This window comes from Undibacterium sp. MH2W (assembly GCF_049340215.1).
Taxonomy (GTDB): domain Bacteria; phylum Pseudomonadota; class Gammaproteobacteria; order Burkholderiales; family Burkholderiaceae_D; genus Undibacterium.
Genome location: NZ_JBMPPA010000002.1, coordinates 71,280 through 91,314 on the forward strand (window position 1 = coordinate 71,280; position 20,035 = coordinate 91,314).

The following is a 20,035-nucleotide window of genomic DNA, read 5'->3' on the forward strand; positions in this document are numbered from 1 at the left end:
GATAACCTCTTCATCAATATTTAACAGTTGTTGACAATTATCTTCGCATCCGAAGACAATGCGTCAAGCCTTCAGTTTCAGACAACAATAGCCTGGTGAGTGAGCGTAAGGCCAGGAGTACCCGTCCATTCAGGTACGCATTAAGCTGGTTGAAAAAATCGCGGTCAAGCAAGGTGGTGCAAAGTCTTTGCCCTATTTTTGCCCGTTTTATTGGCGGACTTCGTTCTCATTTCTACAAAATAATGGTCTTTTTATTGTTGCGGCGCTGGCTTTTCTGCATGCTCACTGTGTCATTTATCTTGTTAAAGGGAATGACAGCGCAGGCGGCTGCCCTCGAATTACACCCAGACACGCAACATATCTCCCTCGAATCACAATTAGAGGTGTTTGAAGACACGACCGGACAACGGACACTCCAAGACATCACGCAAGCTTCTTTGCAACAACAATTTATGCCTTTGCACGGCAATCTCAATGCCGGTTACACACGTTCTGTCTATTGGCTAAAAATGACGATTCGTCGGTCCGACGCAACGACCTCACGACATTGGGTCATCGAAATGACGCCGCCCATGTTGGATGATATTCGCTTATACCTAATAGATAGTCATGGCGGTGTAGAAACTCATGCAGCCGGAGACCATCTTCCGTTTAGTCACCAAGAAATACACCATCACTATCCATCATTCCAACTTTTTGTTGACGATACCCAAACGCACACGCTGTATTTCCGTCTGCAAACCAGTAGTACCTTATTTTTTAAAGCGAATCTATTCAATCCTCTCACTTTTAGTGTGGCATCTAATTTCGTGTCGGGCCTCATGGGTATCTATTACGGCATCATGCTGGCAATGATTCTCTATAACGGGTTGTTGATGATCAGCTATCGCGATGTGTCAATGCGCTATTACCTGTTATTGTCTGTGAGTACCTTGTTGGCCGGGATGAGCGTCAACGGACATGTGGCAATGTACCTGGCGCCAGATTGGCCGTGGCTGGTTGATCTACTACCTTCCATCACACCGCAATGCATGGTGTTGACGTCGTCCTTATTCATGTGCAGTTTTTTAAAGCTGAAATCTCGTCTACCTAGAATGTATCTCGCGTTTAGGCTGCTACAACTGGCATCTGTGTTGGTGTTGGGTAGTATGCTGGTCGGATTTCAGCCCCATGTCGCAACAGCGGCGCAGATTCTGGGACTTCTTCAAATTAGTCTATATCTGCCGGTCTCGCTGATGGTTGCTCGGCGTGGGTACGCACCGGGCTATATTGTTTCGGTTGCCTCTGGAGTATGGCTCGTCGGCGTTGTGCTCGTGCCTCTGCGTAATTTGGGTGTACTGGATTCAAACTGGGCGACGGATTTTGGCTTTCAAATCGGCTCAGCCGTTGAGGTGATTCTGCTGGCGCTAGCACAAGCCTACAAGATTCGCTTAATGCAACGGGAGCGAGATCTCGCGCAAAAAGAATTACTGAAACTGTCACAGCGTGCAGAATATGAGCTCGATGCCAAAGTGAGATTGCGCACGGCAGAACTGCAACAATTAATTCAACGCTTAGAAAAATCAGACAAAGAAAAAAACGACTTTTTGAGTATCGCCGTCCACGATTTAAAAAGCCCGCTCACGAGCATGATCGGGATGAGCGAGCTGCTACTCAACCTGTATCATCGCATTCCCAAAGACGAACAACAAAATTATCTGGGTCGCATTAATGCGAGCGGAAAAAGGATGATGCACATCGTCACCAACTTACTCGATATGAACGCGATGGAAAGTGGCGATGTCAAATTGCAAAAGCAATCGGTCAATCTCAGCAAACTGTTAAACGAGATTTCATTGCAATACGAAGAGATGCTCAAAGCAAAAGATCTCACCGCGATCATTCAATGCGAAAGTGATGTCATCGTCACTGCTGACATGAATGCCATGACCCGAGTATTGGATAATCTCATTTCGAATGCCATCAAATTTTCACCTGCAGGAAAATTCATTTGGTTGACCGTGAGCCGCGATCAGGAAAAGGGGCGATTTGAGGTGCGCGATCAAGGGCCAGGCTTATCCGAAAACGATCAGCAATTTCTGTTCACCAAATTTTCAAAATTATCAGCGGTACCTACCGCTGGCGAACACTCCAGCGGCCTTGGTTTATCGATCGTAAAAAAATTGACTGAAGCGCAGGACGGTGCTGTGCACTGTCATAGCCACATTGGTGAGGGCGCGAGCTTTATCGTTGAACTGCCGCTCGATCATAGCGCCGCCGCCCAAAAAACCATTGCTCAAGCGGCATAATCGTCGGTCCCGCGCATGGTTAGGGGTGCCAATGAGCATCACTGCACATCGACAATCGCAATTCGATTTACAATCACCATAAAGAAGCAAGATTCAGAAGCAAGATTCTTATCCATTCCTCTCTTCATTGATATCATTTACTTATGTTTACAGGCATCGTTCAAGGCGTCGCGCGGATTGCAAAGATCACCGACAAACCAGGCTTACGCACATTTCATATTGCTTTTCCTGAAGGTTTTGCAAAAAATTTGGAGATCGGCGCCAGTGTTGCCGTTGATGGTGTGTGTCTGACGGTGACGCAACTGCATGGTGACCATGCCGCTGACTTTGATGTCATGCAGCAAAGTCTGGCGATTACAACGTTGGGGAGCTATCACGTCGATGGCGCGATTAATGTTGAACGAGCAGCAAAGGATGGTGCTGAAATCGGCGGGCATCCTCTTTCAGGTCATGTCGATTTTACGGCGCACGTTGGCGCTATCCGCGTCTTAGAAAACAATTATGTGATCCGTGTTGCCGTACCACCAGAATGGCTGCGTTATATCTTCGCGAAAGGCTACATCGCCATTAACGGTGCCAGTCTGACGATCGCCGAGGTGAACCGTGAAGAAAGCTGGTTTGAAGTCTGGCTTATCCCTGAAACATTGCGTATGACGGTCTTTGCTCAAAAAGCGGTTGGTGATGCGTTGAATATTGAAATCGAACGGACAACACAAGTGATTGTCGATACGGTACGAACAATGCTCAGCGACACCTTAGGACCGCTGCTTCCTGCGCTAGAATCGCTACTCAAGCAACAAGGCAGTTCCACTGAAAATCTCGTTGAACTCCTCCAATCAACAAGCAAAAAATAACGCTTGGCAATAATGAGGCAGCATCAGGACATAAGCACACCACCTTTGTCCTGATGCATCGTTGGTCACCCAACCTTGTGTCTTTATTCGTCCGTCACTTTTCCCATCTCAAGCAACACTTCGTGTGCTGAGCGGAATGCATCAATAGCGAGCGGCATACCGCAGTACACACTCGCGTGCAGTAAGACCTCCTGTATTTCTTTCATCGTCGCGCCATTGTTGATCGCACCGCGAACGTGACCTTTGATTTCGTGTGATCGACCTAAAGCGGTCAGCATCGAAATCGTAATCAAACTGCGCGTCTTTAAATCGAGTTCGCCACGGCACCACACGGTTCCCCACGCGTTGCGTGTCACAAATTCCTGCAAAGGGCCAGTAAATGCATCAACGTTACTAAAGGCTTTTGTCACAAAAGCCTCGCCCATGACTTGTTGCCTTATTTGCAAACCATCGTTAAATTGTTTGTCCATTTGTCATTTGATTTAATAAAGATTTTAAATTTCTGCGGAAATTCAACTTACCATTCTTTACATGAGAATTCATCTCTGCCGAGATGTTTTTCCGAAAAATAATGATGCGATGTTGTCAGATGGATGCGTCTTGCTATCGAAGTCTGCACCTCTGCAATCACACACATAAAGCGTGCATCAACCAGTTGCTTTGATGGATCTAATCCGTGGAAACCAAGTATGTTTTCAACCGAACAAATTGAGCCGCCCATCGCCCCTTGGAAAGTACTCATCGTCGATGATGAACCAGATATTCATGGTGTGACGACATTGACGCTTGGTCGCCTGAAATTTGATCAGCGTCCCATCAAATTTTTACACGCGTATAGTGGCCAGCAAGCAAAAGCTATTCTGAATGAAGAGCTCGATATTGCGTTGGTATTTCTTGATGTTGTTATGGAGACTGATGATGCCGGTTTGGAAGTGGCACGCTGGTTACGTCTCGATAAAAAAAATCAACTCACCCGAATTGTGTTGCGTACCGGACAGCCTGGCCAAGCACCAGAAGAAAGTGTGATTATTGATTACGATATCAACGATTACAAAGAAAAAACGGAGCTGGATCGAAAGAAATTATTCACCACAACTTTCGCTGCGTTGCGTGGTTACCGCGATATCATGCTGGTCGAAGAAGCACGTCGTTTTCAAGCGAACTACCGGGCTGGCTTGGAGCGCGTCATTGCTGCCTCCTGCCATCTGTACCAACAACGCAACTTACATGATTTTGCTCATGGCTTGCTACAACAAGTGGTAGCGCTATTGCAGTTAGAAAAGAGCATGTTGGTGAGCGTGCGTGGTGCCTCCGCAATCTCTGGTAACGATCATTACGACGTCCTAGCAAAAATCGGTGAGTTCGAGAATGAAGAGCAAATTTTTTCGCCAGACCTAGTAGAAAAATTAGACCCCTCACGTGCAAACCGCATTACCCATTTATTTGATGATACCTACGTTGGCTACTTCCCTAGTAGCACCGGAAAAACATCCTTGTTTGTCCTGCAAGGGCTCCGCAATATTTCAGATATTGATACGAAATTGTTAGAGATATTTTCAAATGGCGTCTCCATTGCTTTTGATAATATTTTGCTCGGTCAAGAAATTACGGAAACGCAAAGCGAACTCATTATGCGACTGGGAGATGTCGTCGAATCGCGTTCGCATGAAGCGGGAAACCATGTGCGCCGAATGTCTGAGGTGTGCTATCTCATCGCCATCGGCTCAGGAATGGATAAAGAAGAAGCGACATTGTTAAAGCAAGCAGCACCAATGCATGATATTGGAAAAATCGCGATCCCTGATGCCGTGTTATTGAAATCAGGGTCACTGGATACGAGTGAGTGGGATATCATGCGCCAACATCCACAAATCGGGATGTCCATTCTAGATGGATCGCAGCGCCCCATCTTACATGCCTCGGCAATTATCGCGCATCAACATCATGAAAAGTTTGACGGTAGCGGTTATCCACAAGGATTAAAAGGAGAAGAGATTCATCCCTTTGCACGTATCGTCGCCGTGGCGGATGTGTTTGATGCACTCATCCAAAAGCGTTGTTATAAACCTGCTTGGCCGATCGAAAATGTCAGTGCACATCTTCAACAAATTGCGGGAAGCCATCTTGATCCTCACTACGTTGCGGTACTCATTCACCACCTCGATGAAGCGCTGGTGTTTAACGATGTATATCCGAACTGACAGTGGTGACTTCGAGATACCGTGGGCAGCGAATTTGATATCGCAAGCCGTGCCCCTCCTGACTACTCACTTTGATTTGCCCTGCTAAGGGTCCGGTCACCAGATTGTAGATAATGTGCGCACCTAACCCACTGCCGCCCTGTCCGCGTTTGGTTGTGTAAAAAGGCTCAAATAATTTATCCAGTTGATCCGCGCGCATCCCTTTTCCGTCATCCGCATAAATGAGCGTCAGTGTATCGACGCTATCGCTATCTTGAACGACGTCGATCCGAATGGTGCCTTGAGAAGCACCATCAAAACCATGAACTAAGGAGTTCATCACCAAATTTGTCACGACTTGAGAAAGTGCACCAGGGTAGGTATGCATTCTGATCTCCGCTGGACATTCAAGAACAACCTGAAATGGTGTGGCTTTTAATTTGGGTCTCAGAGAAAATAAAATTTCTTCTAAATAGGTTCGTACATTAAATTCACGAAGACTTTCAGAAGATTGATCAACAGCGACCTGTTTGAAACTTCTGATCAAGGCGGCACTACGCTGAATATTGGTGGTGGTAATACGTATCGCTTGATCTAAGGTATCAAAAAATGTGACTAAATCCGACTTACTCAGCTTTTCGTCTTTTAATGCTTTGGTGATGAGATGAAGCTCTTCCGCAATATGACTCGTTGCGGTTACACAGATGCCTAAAGGGGTATTAATTTCATGTGCGATTCCCGCAACGAGAGCCCCAAGAGACGCTAACTTTTCCTGGCTAATGAGTTCATCTTGCGTCGCACGTAATGTTTCTAATGCCTCGTTCAGCGTCACATTTTTTTGCTCTAGTTCTAACTTTGCTTTGAGTACATTTTCACGGGCGCTAATGCGTGCGAAAGCCGCTGCAACGTGGTTAGCAACAAATGCGACCACCTCTAAATCGGACTCTGTGTAGTGTAACGTTGGCTGATAACTTTGAATGATAATGACACCATACAAATGACCATCCGCAAACAAAGGTGCTCCTATCCAACTTTGCAGTTTGGTATTGCCCAGCACTTGAATTTCGCCTTGCTCAATTAATTGTTGTAGCTTCTCTTGATTGAGTAATTGCGCTTGTTTTTTTCTCACAACATAGGAAGTAAGTCCAGCACCTAATGGAAAACGTGAACCAACAACATCATCGTCAATTTCATCAACAAAATAGGCAATACTAAATTCTTGCGTCTCCTCATGAAATAAAGCCAGGACGAAATTTGGTACGGCCATGAGATCGTTGAGAATCGCATGCAATCGCGAAAACTCTAATGCCTCTGCGGAAAATAAATTCGATAACTCTGCGATCTGATACAAAGCACGCTGAAGCGCTTCTGCGCGTCGTCGCTCTTCGACCTGGTGTTCTAACATGGCAGTACGCTGTTTGACGGCACGCTCAAGTCGATCAACGCTCATTAAGTTTTGCAAAGCGGTAGAAACATGACCAGCGATCAGGCCAAATAGTTCTTGGTCTTCGTTTGAGTAATGATGATCCTTGTCATAAATCTGAATCACCATCGCACCTAAAATGCCACGCGCTTGGTCCAGCAATGGGTGCCCCATCCAGTATTCTGGTCGAGTACCTGTTCCCCATGCTTTGTTTTCACGCTCTCTTGCTTCATCATCCGCTGCTGTCATGAAGAAAGCTTGACGATGCGAAATCACCCATGCTGTTGGCGACTGCTCTGGACTGGCGAGAGGGAAATAGGCTGTAGGGGGTGGAAAGGTATCGAGCTCATCGACTCCATAGACAAAACGGAGTGAATTTTGCTCTTCATCAAAAATCGCGACGTAAAAATTAGCCGCATACATGATGCGGCTAATCGATTGATGTACTGATCGTAAAAATCCAGCGAGATCATCCGAGGAGATCGACATACGGCTGATTTCAAGAACAACTTCTTGCACGGCTTCCAACCGTCTCAGTCGAGTTTCCATCGACGCTCCTCTGGCTGATTGTTCAGATCATTATCGCTGCGATCAACGGACGACAATCAATCGACGTCGATGTCACAACGATTATCTTACTTGATCGGCAGGCAGCTGGTGTTTTTGACCTCTTCCATGACAGCGTAAGTGTGGGTTTCCCGCACACCGTTGAGCTGAAGCAAAGACTTACCTAAGAAATCGCGATACGCGTTCATATCCTTGACGCGTGCTTTGACGAGATAGTCAAAACCACCTGCCACCATATGGCATTCCAACACTTCGGGAATTGCCTGAACACCACGTCTAAACGCATCAAACACATCCGGTGTTGTCCGGTCTAACACAACTTCAATGAACACCAACAAAGCGACATCGAGCAAATGAGGATTAAGTTGTGCTGTGTAACCAAGAATGTACCCTGACTCTTGCAGCTTACGCACGCGTTCGAGACAGGCCGCTGGTGACAGATTGACTCTGGTCGCCAGTTCTACATTGCTGATACGGCCATCATTTTGTAATTCGGCCAGAATTCTTTTACTGATTTTGTCGAGCATAAGAAGTCAAAAATCGTCAAGTAAGGGGTTAATAATATTCGGTATTATTTTCTCACAAAAAAGAAAATTTCGATATACGTTCTCAATACCAGAATTAATCCTCAAAGAGCATCTATACAATGAAATCATATTTGTTTTGACTATTTTTATATGATTGAGACCACTGTGACCACGCCTTCTACCCCTTTTTCGACCCTCCAATCGGAGCTTTTACCACCAGCAAGCCCGTTGAGATTGGCAATTACGCAAGTTTATCGCCGAAACGAGGTTGATGCAGTGCAATGGTTACTTTCACAGGTCAACCCCCACGACAATTTACAAAAAGATGTTGCGCAACTTGCACACAAGCTCGTGACAGCGGTACGTGAACAGCGTACTCGTGCATCAGGCGTTGATGCACTGATGCACGAATTTTCGTTGTCCTCGGAAGAAGGCGTCGCCTTGATGTGCTTGGCCGAAGCATTGCTTCGAATTCCTGACCACCAGACGGCCGACCGCTTGATCGCCGATAAGATCAGTAAAGGCGACTGGGCTAAGCATTTGGGCGAATCACCATCCTTATTCGTCAATGCAGCGACCTGGGGCTTGTTAGTCACAGGCAAATTAGTCAGTACCAATAGCGAAACCGGTCTCGGTGCGGCGTTAACACGTCTGATCGCAAAAGGTGGCGAGCCATTGATCCGCAAAGGCGTGGATCTGGCGATGCGCATGTTGGGTAACCAGTTTGTGACCGGACAAACGATCGACGAGGCCATCAAAAATAGCCAAGAGAATGAAAAACGTGGTTATCGCTACTCCTATGACATGCTCGGCGAAGCAGCATTGACAGCAAAAGATGCCGCGTTTTATTACAAATCATATGAGACAGCCATCCATGCCATCGGTAAAGCATCTAACGGACGCGGCATCAAGAATGGCCCCGGTATTTCTGTTAAGTTATCCGCATTACACCCTCGCTATTCTCGGGCACAGCGTGACCGCACAATGAACGAATTGCTGCCATTGCTCAAACAACTACTGCTGCTGGCGAAGCAATACAACATTGGTCTCAATATCGATGCCGAAGAAACCGATCGTCTGGAATTATCCCTTGATCTGATGGAAGCACTGGCATTTGATGCCGATCTAAAAGGGTTTGAAGGGATTGGTTTTGTCGTCCAAGGTTACCAAAAACGCTGCCCATTTGTGATCGACTATTTGATCGATTTAGCGCGTCGCAGTGGTAGTAAATTTATGGTGCGTTTGGTCAAAGGTGCGTATTGGGATGCAGAGATTAAACGTGCGCAGGTTGATGGCTTAAGTGATTTTCCTGTTTACACACGTAAAGTGTACACAGACTTATCCTATTTGACTTGTGCACAAAAATTGTTGGGTGCCACCGATGTCATTTATCCTCAGTTTGCAACGCATAACGCATTGACGCTCTCAACGATTTACACCTGGGCAAAACAAGCAGGTGTCACTGATTATGAATTCCAGTGTCTGCACGGCATGGGAGAAACCTTGTACGACCAAGTCGTCGGCAAAGATAAACTCGACAAACCTTGCCGTATTTATGCGCCAGTCGGCTCTCATCAAACGTTGCTCGCCTATCTGGTGCGACGCTTGTTAGAAAACGGTGCGAACTCGTCATTCGTCAATCAAATCGTCGATGAAAATGTCTCCATCGATACGCTCATTGCTGATCCGATCAAGGTCGCGCGTGAGTTGGGCGGAAGGCCACACAACGGAATTTCCTTACCCGCAGAGTTGTTTGGTTCAGAGCGCAAAAATTCTGCTGGTCTCGATTTTTCGAATGAGATTACGTTACGCGACATCGCTGACCATTTTTCTGCATCGGTTCAACAAAAATGGGCGGCGACATCCTTGTTAGCAGGCGATATCAGCGTGGGACAAAGCCATGCCATTATCAATCCTGCGAATCATTTAGATGTGGTTGGTGAAGTCATGGAAGCGACATCACAAGATGTCCAACAAGCGCTCGCATCTGCTCAGCATTTTGCTCTTGAGTGGCAAGCAACCGCACCAGTGACTCGCGCAGCTTATTTGAAAAAAGCCGCAGATTTACTTGAATCACAAACCAAAGACTTTATGGCGTTAGCTATTCGTGAAGCAGGTAAATCGCTGCCGAACGCGCTAGCAGAAGTACGTGAAGCCGTTGACTTCTTACGCTATTACGCAGCGCAAGTAGAGGGCCAAGTCAATACACAAGCGTTAGGTCCTGTGGTTTGTATTAGCCCTTGGAATTTCCCACTCGCCATTTTTATCGGCGAGGTCAGTGCAGCGTTAGCGGCAGGTAATGTCGTGTTAGCGAAACCTGCAGAACAAACACCGTTGATTGCATTCAAAGCGATCCAACTCTTGCACGAAGCGGGTGTTCCACGCGCAGCAGTTCAATTGTTGCCAGGTACCGGTGATATTGTCGGGGCCCAGTTGGTGGCCGATTCACGAGTGAAAGGTGTGATTTTTACAGGCTCAACAGAAGTCGCGCAGATCATCAACCGTACATTGACACAGCGCGCTATCGCCGAGGGTATTGATATTCCACTTATTGCTGAAACAGGTGGTCAGAACGCGATGATTGTCGACAGCAGTGCATTACCAGAACAAGTGGTGAATGACGTTTTATCGTCTGCTTTCGATAGTGCTGGACAACGTTGTTCTGCATTACGTATCTTGTGCTTGCAAGAAGATATTGCGGATAAAACCATCGAAATGCTGCACGGCGCGATGCAAGAATTACGTGTTGGTAATCCAGATCGTCTTGTGACAGATATCGGCCCTGTGATCGATGCTGAAGCACAAAAAAATCTGCTGCAGCACATCACAATGATGCGCGATAAAGCGATTTCTTTCTTCACCTTAGATTTACCAGAAGCATGCCGTTTAGGGACGTTTGTTGCGCCGACGGTGATTGAAATTGCGAACTTGAACGAACTGAAGAAAGAAGTGTTCGGTCCTGTTTTACACATTCTGCGTTTCAAACGCGATCGGTTACCGAATCTGATCGAGCAAATTAATGGTACTGGTTTTGGACTGACGTTAGGAATTCACTCCCGCATCGACGAAACAATCAACTTCATCACTAGTCGTGCACATGTCGGTAATATTTACGTTAATCGAAATATTGTCGGTGCAGTAGTAGGTGTTCAGCCATTTGGCGGTGAGGGAAAATCAGGCACTGGTCCTAAAGCAGGTGGTCCGTTATATCTGAAGCGTTTACAACGCACACCGCAGATTGGTCTTGGTGGCCATACCGTCTATGAGCGTCAAGCGCCAACACCTCTGGAAGCGTTCATGGTGTGGGCAAAGACAAAGAATCTGCCGCATCTATCCACCCTCGGTGAGCAATATATGCATCAGAATCCCTACAAAATCACGCAGGTGTTGCCAGGTCCAACGGGAGAAAGAAATACCTTATCTTTCGCACCGCGAGGCACGATCTTCTGTGCGGCAACAACGCTTGAGTGCTTGTTAAATCAATTAGCAGCAACGCTAGCGACAGGGAACACCGCAGTGATTCCTCAGCTATCTTTTGCGTTATTACCGAATGACTTCCCTGACACATTACGTTCGTTCATTCGTACGGGTGAAGCCGTCGATAGTCATGCACAGATTGCGCTGGTTGAAGGTAGCCTCGTCGCGACCTACAAAGCACAGTTTGCGAAACAAGAGGGAGCGATCGTCTCTGTCATCGAAACACACGAAAAAACAGAAGTGCCTTTGTGGCGTCTCGTTGCTGAACGTGCTTTGTGTGTCAACACGACGGCGGCCGGCGGCAACGCGAGTTTGATGAGTATGGCAAGTTAATTTTTGTTGGCTGTTGGCTGTTAGCTGAGGAAATTGGCGGTCATCGACTGCCATGAACCATTGCCGACGTTGATCACGATAAAAACCCTGTTCGATGTCAGGGTTTTTATTTTTTGTCGAATGCGTGCTGCACCACAAAGAATCACAGATGGCATATCAACGTCTCAATTCATTTCCCACTACAATGACGACGCTACGATGGAATCGATGTAAGCGTGAAAATAAGCGCCATCACGATCCATCATTTCGTTCGTATTGTTAGAAAATTTTTCAATTTATTTGGCGTGATGTGAAAAAGCAGTCGTTGTGTAGTTTTTTTTAAGAGGATTTACTCTAGAATTGCTCTATTAGCTATTCACTCGTAATGCCGGGTGCGATACTACCCGATGAGTTTTAGGACGACCGTTCCATTACTTGCAAATAATTCTACTTAGGAGACAAAAAATGCGTCAAATCCATTTGACCTTGGGCGTAATCACGGCCGCTCTGTTGAGCGCCTGCGGTGGCGGCGGATCCGCCGGCCCAACAATTAACACCAGCACTGCTCGCGGCGTGTTAGTCGCGAACCCACCAAATCTGGTACCTATTCCACAAGCAAACGGCACAGCAGTTCCACAACTGGATCCTGTGACTTTCGCGGCAATGCTGAATGCAGCACAACCTGGTTTGACCCAAATTACTGGTACACCGGTTTGCTCGATTTCAACGTACTACATGAAGTACAACACTGTTGGTAGCAAAGGCGAACCAACAACAGCAACGGGCGCGATTTTTGTACCATCAGGTTCAGCAGCGCAATGTTCCGGCCCACGTCCAGTCGTTGCTTACGCTCACGGTACAACGGTCACACAGTCATTCAACATGGCTAACCTGCAATCTAACCAAGAAGCAGTGTTGGTTGCAGCGACATTTGCAGCACAAGGTTTCATCGTTGTTGCACCTAACTACGCGGGCTACGATGTCTCGTCATTACCTTACACAGGTTACCTCGATGCTGCGCAGCAATCCAACGACGTAATCGATAGTGTTCGTGCTGCTCGTCAAGCATTCCCGAACATCGGTGCACAAGATTCAGGTAAATTGTTCCTGACAGGCTATTCACAAGGTGGTTTCGTTGCATTGGCTACACAGCAATCAATGCAAAACAATTACGCAAGTGAATTTAAAGTGACGGCGCTGGCGGGTGGTTCTGGTCCTTACGCCACTGAGTTGTTAGCTGATGCGATTTTTGCGAAACAACCAAACTTAGGTGGCACAGCGTTCTTGCCATTGATTACTAACGCATGGCAAGCACACTACGGCAATATCTATACGAATGGCAATCCATCGAATATTTACGCGGCACCGTATGCGGCAAATGTTCAAACAGCGATTCCAGGTAATTACGCTAGCATCAATGCGATGTATGCGACAGGTGTATTGCCAGCAACAACCATGTTCTCTTCGACTTATGGTTCTATCGTTGCCAATCTGAGCTACGGCGGTCAGTTGCCAGCACAGTTAGCACCGTTCTATGGCTCCACGAATCTGGTGAATGATCAGTTTGCTACAAGCTTCTTGCAAGATATCGGTGCAAATCCTTGTAACCAAAATCCAGCTGCGCCACTGACATGCAAACCAACCAACACAGTGCGTCAAGCAGCCGTTGCTAACGATTTGCGTGTCTTACCGTTACCGAATGTGCCTGTCTTGTTGTGCGGTGGTAAAGCTGACCCAACAGTCTTCTTTGCGAGTACACAAGCAGAACAAGCGTTCCTTGCATTGAATGGTTTCCCATCACAATACTTAAACGTACTTGACGTTGATTCATCACCGACAAGCGCTTCTGATCCATTTGCTGCTGCTAAAGTCGGTTTTGCTGCCGCTAAAGCACAGGTAGTGGCTGCTGCGACTGCTGCTGGTCAGTCTCCAGCCACGGCTGTTGCCAGTGCTTATCATGGCACATTGGTTCCACCGTTCTGTAACGCTGCCGCTGCAGGTTTCTTCAAAAGCGTTTTAGCACAATAATAAGGAGACAAAATCATGAAAAAAATTCAAATTGCCTTGTGTGCCTTGTTAGGTCTGACTTCTATTGGCGCAATGGCCGAAGATAAAAATCTGATCGCAGCGGGTGTTGGTTATATCAGCGTCAATTCTAGTTCGCCTGATTTTTCAACGAATGGTCCTGCGTTTTTGACACCACAACCAGCAGGTATTACTGTCGGTAGTGCAACGACCTTGTTGTTCGGTTTTTCACATATGTTGAACGATCACTGGGCTGTGGCACTGGCGGGCGGTATTCCACCAAAACACGATATCAATGGTCGCGGAAATTTAGCACCATTTGGCGTCATCACAACAGTAAAACAGTTTGCGCCAACGGTATTCGCGAATTACCATTTTATGGAGAGTGGTGCAAAGTTCCGTCCGTTCGTTGGTCTGGGTATTAACTACACGAAGTTTTATGATATTACTTCGCAACCATCTGGCAACTTGGCGTCCGGTGGTCCAACATCGATTACCTTGTCTTCTTACACTGGTTTAGCGGCGACTGTGGGCATGAATTACAAGATCGCTGAACACCTGTATTTCAATGCGAACATCGCTGCAGCGAACGTGAGCACAGACATGGTAGCGACAACGGGTAGTATCCAACGCTCTACGCATGTAAAACTGAACCCAATCTTGTACTCTGCGGGTCTGGCTTACAGCTTCTGATCTCGTTGACGTTACAGCATCATCAAAACCGCCGTGTAAAAACGGCGGTTTTTTTTGCTCATTTATTTGTCAGGAAGCACTGTTGCGCCATTTCCCGCTGGTTGCACCGCCCCTCTCGGTCGTTGCCCATCGGTGTAAGGTCTTCTATGCGCGTCCATGAACAAAGGTGGCAGGAGGCTGCAGAAGCATCGCTATTGCGTCTTTAGAGGATCTTTGTAGCGTTTTTATCGTTCAGTTAGGTGATGAGAGCAAGGCAGAGAGAAGTGGGCGGCAGGGGGTGTTTATCACGATCTTGTAATAGCTTTGCGGGGATGAGGTACCAAGCACGAGTGACGGGTACCATAAGATCTGCGTGCGATTGTTGTACGCTGGATGCGGCAATGAACTTAAAAAAAATGATTCAACATCAAAAAAGACGATTAAATATAATTGTTGTTAATTTCTTTTAATTCCAGTTTAAATTCATTATTTATGCGCCAATTGACGTTAAATGATAATTCTATTTTGAAATTTTCAGTGCGAAATTATACCGGTGGTACAGGGTTATTTCCCTGTATTAAACGATAACTTTTTCCATCAAATGTATATCGTGCTGTTTGTTTCACTTCAATGGTGCGCGTCCCATTTTTATCCGGGGCAGGCTTGAAGCCAGAAAAGCTCAATATCAAATCATCGTGTGATTTATTTTTGTTGGTTGACACAAATTGCCAATTCGCCGAAACGTCCCAACAGTCATGGCGCTGGCGGTCGCACATACCGTCATTATCTGAGTGGATCAAAATAGGCTCACCAGACAAGTCAGTCATTTGAGACGCGGTGAGGTCAAAAATAGCCAATTGGGTGAAGGAATAACCTTGCCCTGTATTACCGTGTAAAACAAGTAGCCCGGGTGTCGTTTGCCCTAACATCGTCCATTTGACGTCGCCAATTGAGCCAAACGAGCCCAGTGCTGCGATATTTTCTTGTCTTTTAACGACCTGCCATTGCTCGTTGTGTCGTTTAAAAAAAATAATCGTTAATAACCCCGCTTGCGCATGCGAAGAAAAAACTCCGTCGTGTCGATCTGCAATCTGTCCATTCAGTACCAAAACCGCCTGTTCCTGGTCGATCAACTTGGCATCGATCGGTTGAACGACATAGCGCTTCCGTAATGACCTGTTGTCGATATCACTGAGCGCAACAACAGCATCTTGAGTACGTTCACGATAACTGTTGCCAAACGCGGCTTTCATCAGCGGCGGGATAGGTATCGCCGTGAGGTTTACTGATGCACTTTGTGTTGTGTTGCCAATTTGTGCCACGGTGGATTGGTCCGCATGTACGAAAGCAGGCACCACTGCCATGGTAAAAACGGTTAATCGAGCAACAAGGTATGACAACAAGGAACGCATTGTTTGATTCTTTAGATGGTTTTTATTCGTTTTATGAGCGCCAATGTCGACGCCTTTTTCACCAGATTTTTACCCTATTCACCGCGTTCTCGACAGAGGTAGCGCTCAGTGCTGAGCTTTTCTTGTTGATAACTCATCGCTTATCCCCAATGAATCAGCAATCACTGTGCAACTGTCCGAAAAAAAATTGACGATCACGATATTTTTTTCTTTCTGCTATCTGAGGTTGAGCACAAAACGCTTGTACTTTTGATTTGAAATCATCCGTTTTTTCTGAGAGTTGTTTTTCTAAGTAACGGATTCTAAAGGATTTTTTTCAAAAAGAGTTAACCGGGATTTTCGGGGTGTGAATAGCTTTTAGTTTAATAACTTTATATATAAATAGTAGTTATTGTTAACAGTGGCATGACGTTGTGGATAACTTGGTATACATCCACAGAATCAATTGTTTACGTGATTTATAACCCGGTGAAAAAAGTCTGTATATCCACAGGACAGATTTTGTATAAAAAAAAACGATCAACGATAAATCTGACTTACGCACAATACATACAGTGGATATACCTTCACTTATCCACAGAAATATTTTTTATTTCGTCGTTTTTTTTGACATTGCTGGCGTTAAAACAGCGTTTTCACCACCAAAAACCAACAGCGACGAAGCGCAGTGCTGTTGGATAGGGATAAAAATCGGCATTTTCCATCGATAGAGACGTCAAATGTGCCAAATGACCGCGGTGTACCTTGTCATTGATTGATGGATGAGATGAAAAAGTGGTTTGACGTGCATGGGATTGGTGAACAAAAAGGAAAATTCAAAAAAAGGAGGTGTTTTTTAGGTAAAGGATAAAAATGAGAACATCTGAAAACGTTTGAAGAGACGTTTGAAGAAATGATTGAAGAAGCGTTTGAGGAAACGATGACGTTGTATCTGATTTGTTGGGGTATTCGACGGCTTTTGTTCAATGCAGCGAGAAACGGTTTATTTAGTAAACTTAGTTTATATATACATAGTAGTAATGGTTAACGTTGCGTTTTTTTGTGGATAAGTCTGTATTTGTCCACAGAAACAAGTACTTATCCACTGTATAGGTAGGAGGATAAAGTCTGTATGTTTTGATGATAGATTTGGGATAAAAAAAGCGACTGTGGACATGAGACGAGTTTTCCCCAATCTATGCTGGGGATATGATGCCGCTTATCCACAGGGCTTTGAGGACAGGCTTTATAGTTGATCAGCGCGTTTGAGCATGGTTGGCGCGAATTGCTGAAAGAGTTTGATCAACAAAGAGGTGGCTTTTCGTTGTCTGGTGGGAAGATGTTGGTCGTAGACCGCGGTGTATTCAAGGGCGGGTACCCCCCCACGTGCGCGTTTGAATTGGCTGGCGCCGGAGCTATAGTGTAAGCGGCATCCTCTATTTTTTGCTTCACTTAAGAGGATCGCCATTAAACGTCGGTACAAACCTAATTCCTGCGGTAAGCCAGTGTCATAGCCAATTAAGGGGGTGGTCAGCCAACCGCTTTCTGGGTGAATATAGAGTCCAAGGACACCCACCCATCGACCCTGCCAGCGTAATCCAATCAGTTCTAAGAAGGTCGTCTCGAGACATAATTCAAAAAATGCCGGACTAAAATCGGGATTGAGGTGAGAATGTTTATCGATGAACAATTGACGGAATACATCGCGCAGTTCTGTGAGGTCATTAAGGTGCAATTCACACTGGCGGACAATCTCGACATCGCCGTTGACTAATAATTTTGCATCTTGCTTGACGTGATTTCGTTTCCAGACTTGTTTCTCACTGGGATCACAGAGATAAATCATCCTAGAAGGCATCATTTTCCAGCCTTGCGCTTGGAGATTTTCCATCAAAGCAGGCGACACCTCGGGACAAATATTACGGATCATCAAGGGAATATCGTGATGACGACCACACATGACGCTCGTCATTTCCGCAATATCATCGCTGTGCCATTCGGGGTATAAATTCGTCGAGATCAAGTAATTACCAATAATGGCGGCTTGATCTAGCTTGCTTGCACGCATCAGGGCCGAAAGGGGACCAAAAATCAGGCAGGAGCCTGCTTTGACGACGTTGGCCAGTGCTGGAGGCACGTGACGAATGAGTTCATGGCGTGCATAACGCAACCAGGTCGAGCGTGGGCTGGCCACATAGCTTTCTTGCCAGTCGCTGTGGGTCAGTAGGGTCACTGGGTAGCTGTGCCCTGCGATATCAACAGCGTGGATGTCAGCGGTGACATTGCTGACCCAATGCTTGCCACCGCGTGATCGTGCGGTGAGCAACCATAGCGCATCAGCCACCATGCGTGGTGGAAGTGGAGTAGTCAATTGAGAATGAAATTCTGGTCAAATTTTGGTGTACAAGTGCATGCCACCATAGATCGCTGATCTGTCAGTGGCGTAGAGTGCACGGTTTTTCTCGGTGTCGGTGTGCCACAAAGAGAGAATGGACGCAGGTAATTTTTGTTCTAACGGAGATGTTTCGCCGCCTGTACGGAAAACTACCTTAGCGTGAGGTGCAGCGGTACGGGTCACTTCTTCCCATAGCGCAGTGAGTTGCTGTTCATCCATCCAATCTTGCGCGTCCAAGAACAGATACGCATCCATGGATTCACGTGGTTGTTTTTGTAAAAACTGTGTGAGTGTCATGTGGTGCGGATGCAAGCGATCGATATTGCTTCGTAATGCATCAAAATGCTGTTGCTGCAGATACAGTGGCAAGGCTTTCTGTTTGCTGGTGTCATAGCGACGGCCTAATGCTTGTTGAGCGAAACAATTTTCATCGAGTGGAAAATCGCAGCACAAATGACGCATTCTTTCTTTGAACAAGGTGTGCAAACCCTCTTTGGCATCGTGTTTGAGTGCTTCAAATTGCGAAGGAGGAATGCCAAGGCTGTAGAGCGCCAATGGTTGTTGTGCCAGTAATTTAAATAAACGCGTTTCAAATGCTGGCGCAACGTATTGGTCAAAGTACGTTTGTTGCTCTTGTAAGTTGTTGGCCTCGAGGACTTTACTGAGGTTACCGCCCATCATCCGTACAAAATAATGTGCCAGGCCAATAAAGTTACCCAACAAGCCGTGTTGATATGCTTGATGAGCGAAGTAGTGATAACGTGGCTGTCCTGAAATCGAGCGACTTTCCCAGAAATTGCTCGCATCATCGGACAAATGTTCGCGGATATGACGTTTATAACGCTTAATGTTATCGCTTTGGTTTGCATCACCCAGATATGCGAGCACGGCGTCGTAGTCTGGTAAATGTTTGATCGCCATTTGTTTCATGTTCAACATGGCCAGATGAGCGGCGTTGAGGTCAACCGCATGGACGGCAGCGGGATTGGCGGATAAATAAGCAAGGGCATTGCATCCACCAGACGAAATCGTCAGGATATTGGCACCTGGTTTGAGGGCTAAGGCATCCAGATCCGATTGCGGATCTTCCCAAATTTGCGCATAAACGAGACGGCTAAACCAGTGAGCAAAAAGCTGATCGGCGATTCCTTTACGACCAGAGGTGGTGGAATTGAATACGGCACTGTCGATCAATGCTTTGCTTGACATGGTTGTCTCCCGCGAAGATGTTAACGTTAGCGAAAAACCGCCTCGTGACGGCCGGCAACACGGTGCGTGATCGTCCGGGACAAGGTTTTTCGTTGAGTTCGATGTAATCGGTAGCGGTGACTTTAGGTCGCTGAGGTGACAAGCCGGTGACAAGCAGATGAATATTTAATGAAATAGCTTATGTGTTTTTTGCAGACCACAAACTGTGGATAAGTTTCTGTATAACTTTTGGTGATGGGCAGAAATAAAGAGATTAATCGCGCTGATGACGAACGGTTAATTTGCGTCGACGAGCTTGGATAAACAGAAATAACTGATACGCAAAATACAGTGACGCTAGTACTGGCATCGAGGCAATTAAGATAAACACCACTCCCGTGACAGGCACATCACCCGACCACGTACGAATCGGATCGTTGGCGTGGGGATTTTGTTTTTCTGGGGGCATTTTAGGTAAATCAATTTGGACGCCAGCACTTGAACTTGCTGCGTCAGAAGGCGACACCAGAATCACCGACTGCGTTGGTGGTGCAGGCTGCTCTTCCGCAAAAACGGTAGGTGTGAAAATCTGTAGGGCGAGGATGAGGGCGAGCTTCAGTGTCATTGTCATGCGCTTTAGTAAAAAGAACGGTCCATCTGGTCATCGAGACGGTGTTCGCATTTTATCTAACATTGACGTTGTTGGTTGGACTATTGGTGATCGCGTCAGTACGAG

Annotated in this window: 13 protein-coding genes; 6 read left to right on the plus strand and 7 right to left on the minus strand. The window is 46.4% G+C overall.

The annotated features are described in order from the left end of the window. Positions 1-278: 278 nt before the first annotated feature. Entirely contained in the window at positions 279-2,288 is a 2,010-nt protein-coding gene (locus ACO0K2_RS04745; protein ID WP_423016299.1) for a sensor histidine kinase, read from the plus strand. 143 nt (positions 2,289-2,431) lie between these two features. Further along, the gene (locus ACO0K2_RS04750; RefSeq protein ID WP_423016301.1) at positions 2,432-3,142 is read left to right on the plus strand and encodes a riboflavin synthase subunit alpha; all 711 of its coding nucleotides are present in this window, start codon (positions 2,432-2,434) and stop codon (positions 3,140-3,142) included. 83 nt (positions 3,143-3,225) lie between these two features. On the opposite strand, the gene ACO0K2_RS04755 is transcribed toward ACO0K2_RS04750, so the two are convergent. Next, the gene (locus ACO0K2_RS04755) at positions 3,226-3,612 is read right to left on the minus strand and encodes a carboxymuconolactone decarboxylase family protein (protein WP_423016303.1); all 387 of its coding nucleotides are present in this window, start codon (positions 3,610-3,612) and stop codon (positions 3,226-3,228) included. Positions 3,613-3,831: 219 nt separating this feature from the next. On the opposite strand from ACO0K2_RS04755, the gene ACO0K2_RS04760 reads away from it, so the two are divergent. After that, positions 3,832-5,343 (plus strand): DUF3369 domain-containing protein, encoded by a 1,512-nt coding sequence (locus ACO0K2_RS04760; protein WP_423016305.1) that lies wholly within the window; start codon positions 3,832-3,834, stop codon positions 5,341-5,343. On the opposite strand, the gene ACO0K2_RS04765 is transcribed toward ACO0K2_RS04760, so the two are convergent. Then, positions 5,321-7,294 (minus strand): GAF domain-containing protein, encoded by a 1,974-nt coding sequence (locus tag ACO0K2_RS04765; protein WP_423016307.1) that lies wholly within the window; start codon positions 7,292-7,294, stop codon positions 5,321-5,323. The genes ACO0K2_RS04760 and ACO0K2_RS04765 overlap by 23 nt on opposite strands. 86 nt (positions 7,295-7,380) lie before the next feature. Continuing rightward, on the minus strand, positions 7,381-7,839 hold the full coding sequence (locus ACO0K2_RS04770; protein ID WP_110254407.1) for an Lrp/AsnC ligand binding domain-containing protein: 459 nt from the start codon (positions 7,837-7,839) through the stop codon (positions 7,381-7,383). Positions 7,840-7,989: 150 nt separating this feature from the next. On the opposite strand from ACO0K2_RS04770, the gene putA reads away from it, so the two are divergent. The 3 genes from putA (at position 7,990) to ACO0K2_RS04785 (ending at position 14,346) form a co-directional block, all read left to right on the plus strand. Then, positions 7,990-11,649, plus strand: coding sequence for a trifunctional transcriptional regulator/proline dehydrogenase/L-glutamate gamma-semialdehyde dehydrogenase (gene putA / locus ACO0K2_RS04775; RefSeq protein ID WP_423016309.1), 3,660 nt, complete (start codon positions 7,990-7,992; stop codon positions 11,647-11,649). Positions 11,650-12,093: 444 nt separating this feature from the next. Beyond that, complete coding sequence (locus ACO0K2_RS04780) at positions 12,094-13,656, plus strand: alpha/beta hydrolase (protein ID WP_423016311.1); 1,563 nt, start codon at positions 12,094-12,096, stop codon at positions 13,654-13,656. 15 nt (positions 13,657-13,671) lie between these two features. Next, a complete protein-coding gene (locus ACO0K2_RS04785; protein WP_423016313.1) occupies positions 13,672-14,346 on the plus strand; it encodes an OmpW/AlkL family protein in 675 nt (224 codons plus the stop codon). A gap of 524 nt (positions 14,347-14,870) precedes the next feature. Here the strand turns inward: ACO0K2_RS04785 and ACO0K2_RS04790 are convergent. From ACO0K2_RS04790 to ACO0K2_RS04805, 4 genes are all read right to left on the minus strand, one after another. Further along, on the minus strand, positions 14,871-15,737 hold the full coding sequence (locus ACO0K2_RS04790; protein WP_423016315.1) for a hypothetical protein: 867 nt from the start codon (positions 15,735-15,737) through the stop codon (positions 14,871-14,873). Positions 15,738-16,962: 1,225 nt separating this feature from the next. Further along, positions 16,963-18,087 carry a hypothetical protein gene (locus tag ACO0K2_RS04795; protein WP_423016317.1) on the minus strand — a complete coding sequence of 375 codons (1,125 nt, stop codon included), beginning with the start codon at positions 18,085-18,087 and terminating at the stop codon, positions 16,963-16,965. A gap of 18 nt (positions 18,088-18,105) precedes the next feature. Further along, positions 18,106-19,320 (minus strand): DUF3419 family protein, encoded by a 1,215-nt coding sequence (locus tag ACO0K2_RS04800; RefSeq protein ID WP_423016319.1) that lies wholly within the window; start codon positions 19,318-19,320, stop codon positions 18,106-18,108. 253 nt (positions 19,321-19,573) lie between these two features. Then, positions 19,574-19,930 (minus strand): hypothetical protein, encoded by a 357-nt coding sequence (locus ACO0K2_RS04805; RefSeq protein WP_423016321.1) that lies wholly within the window; start codon positions 19,928-19,930, stop codon positions 19,574-19,576. Positions 19,931-20,035 lie beyond the last annotated feature (105 nt).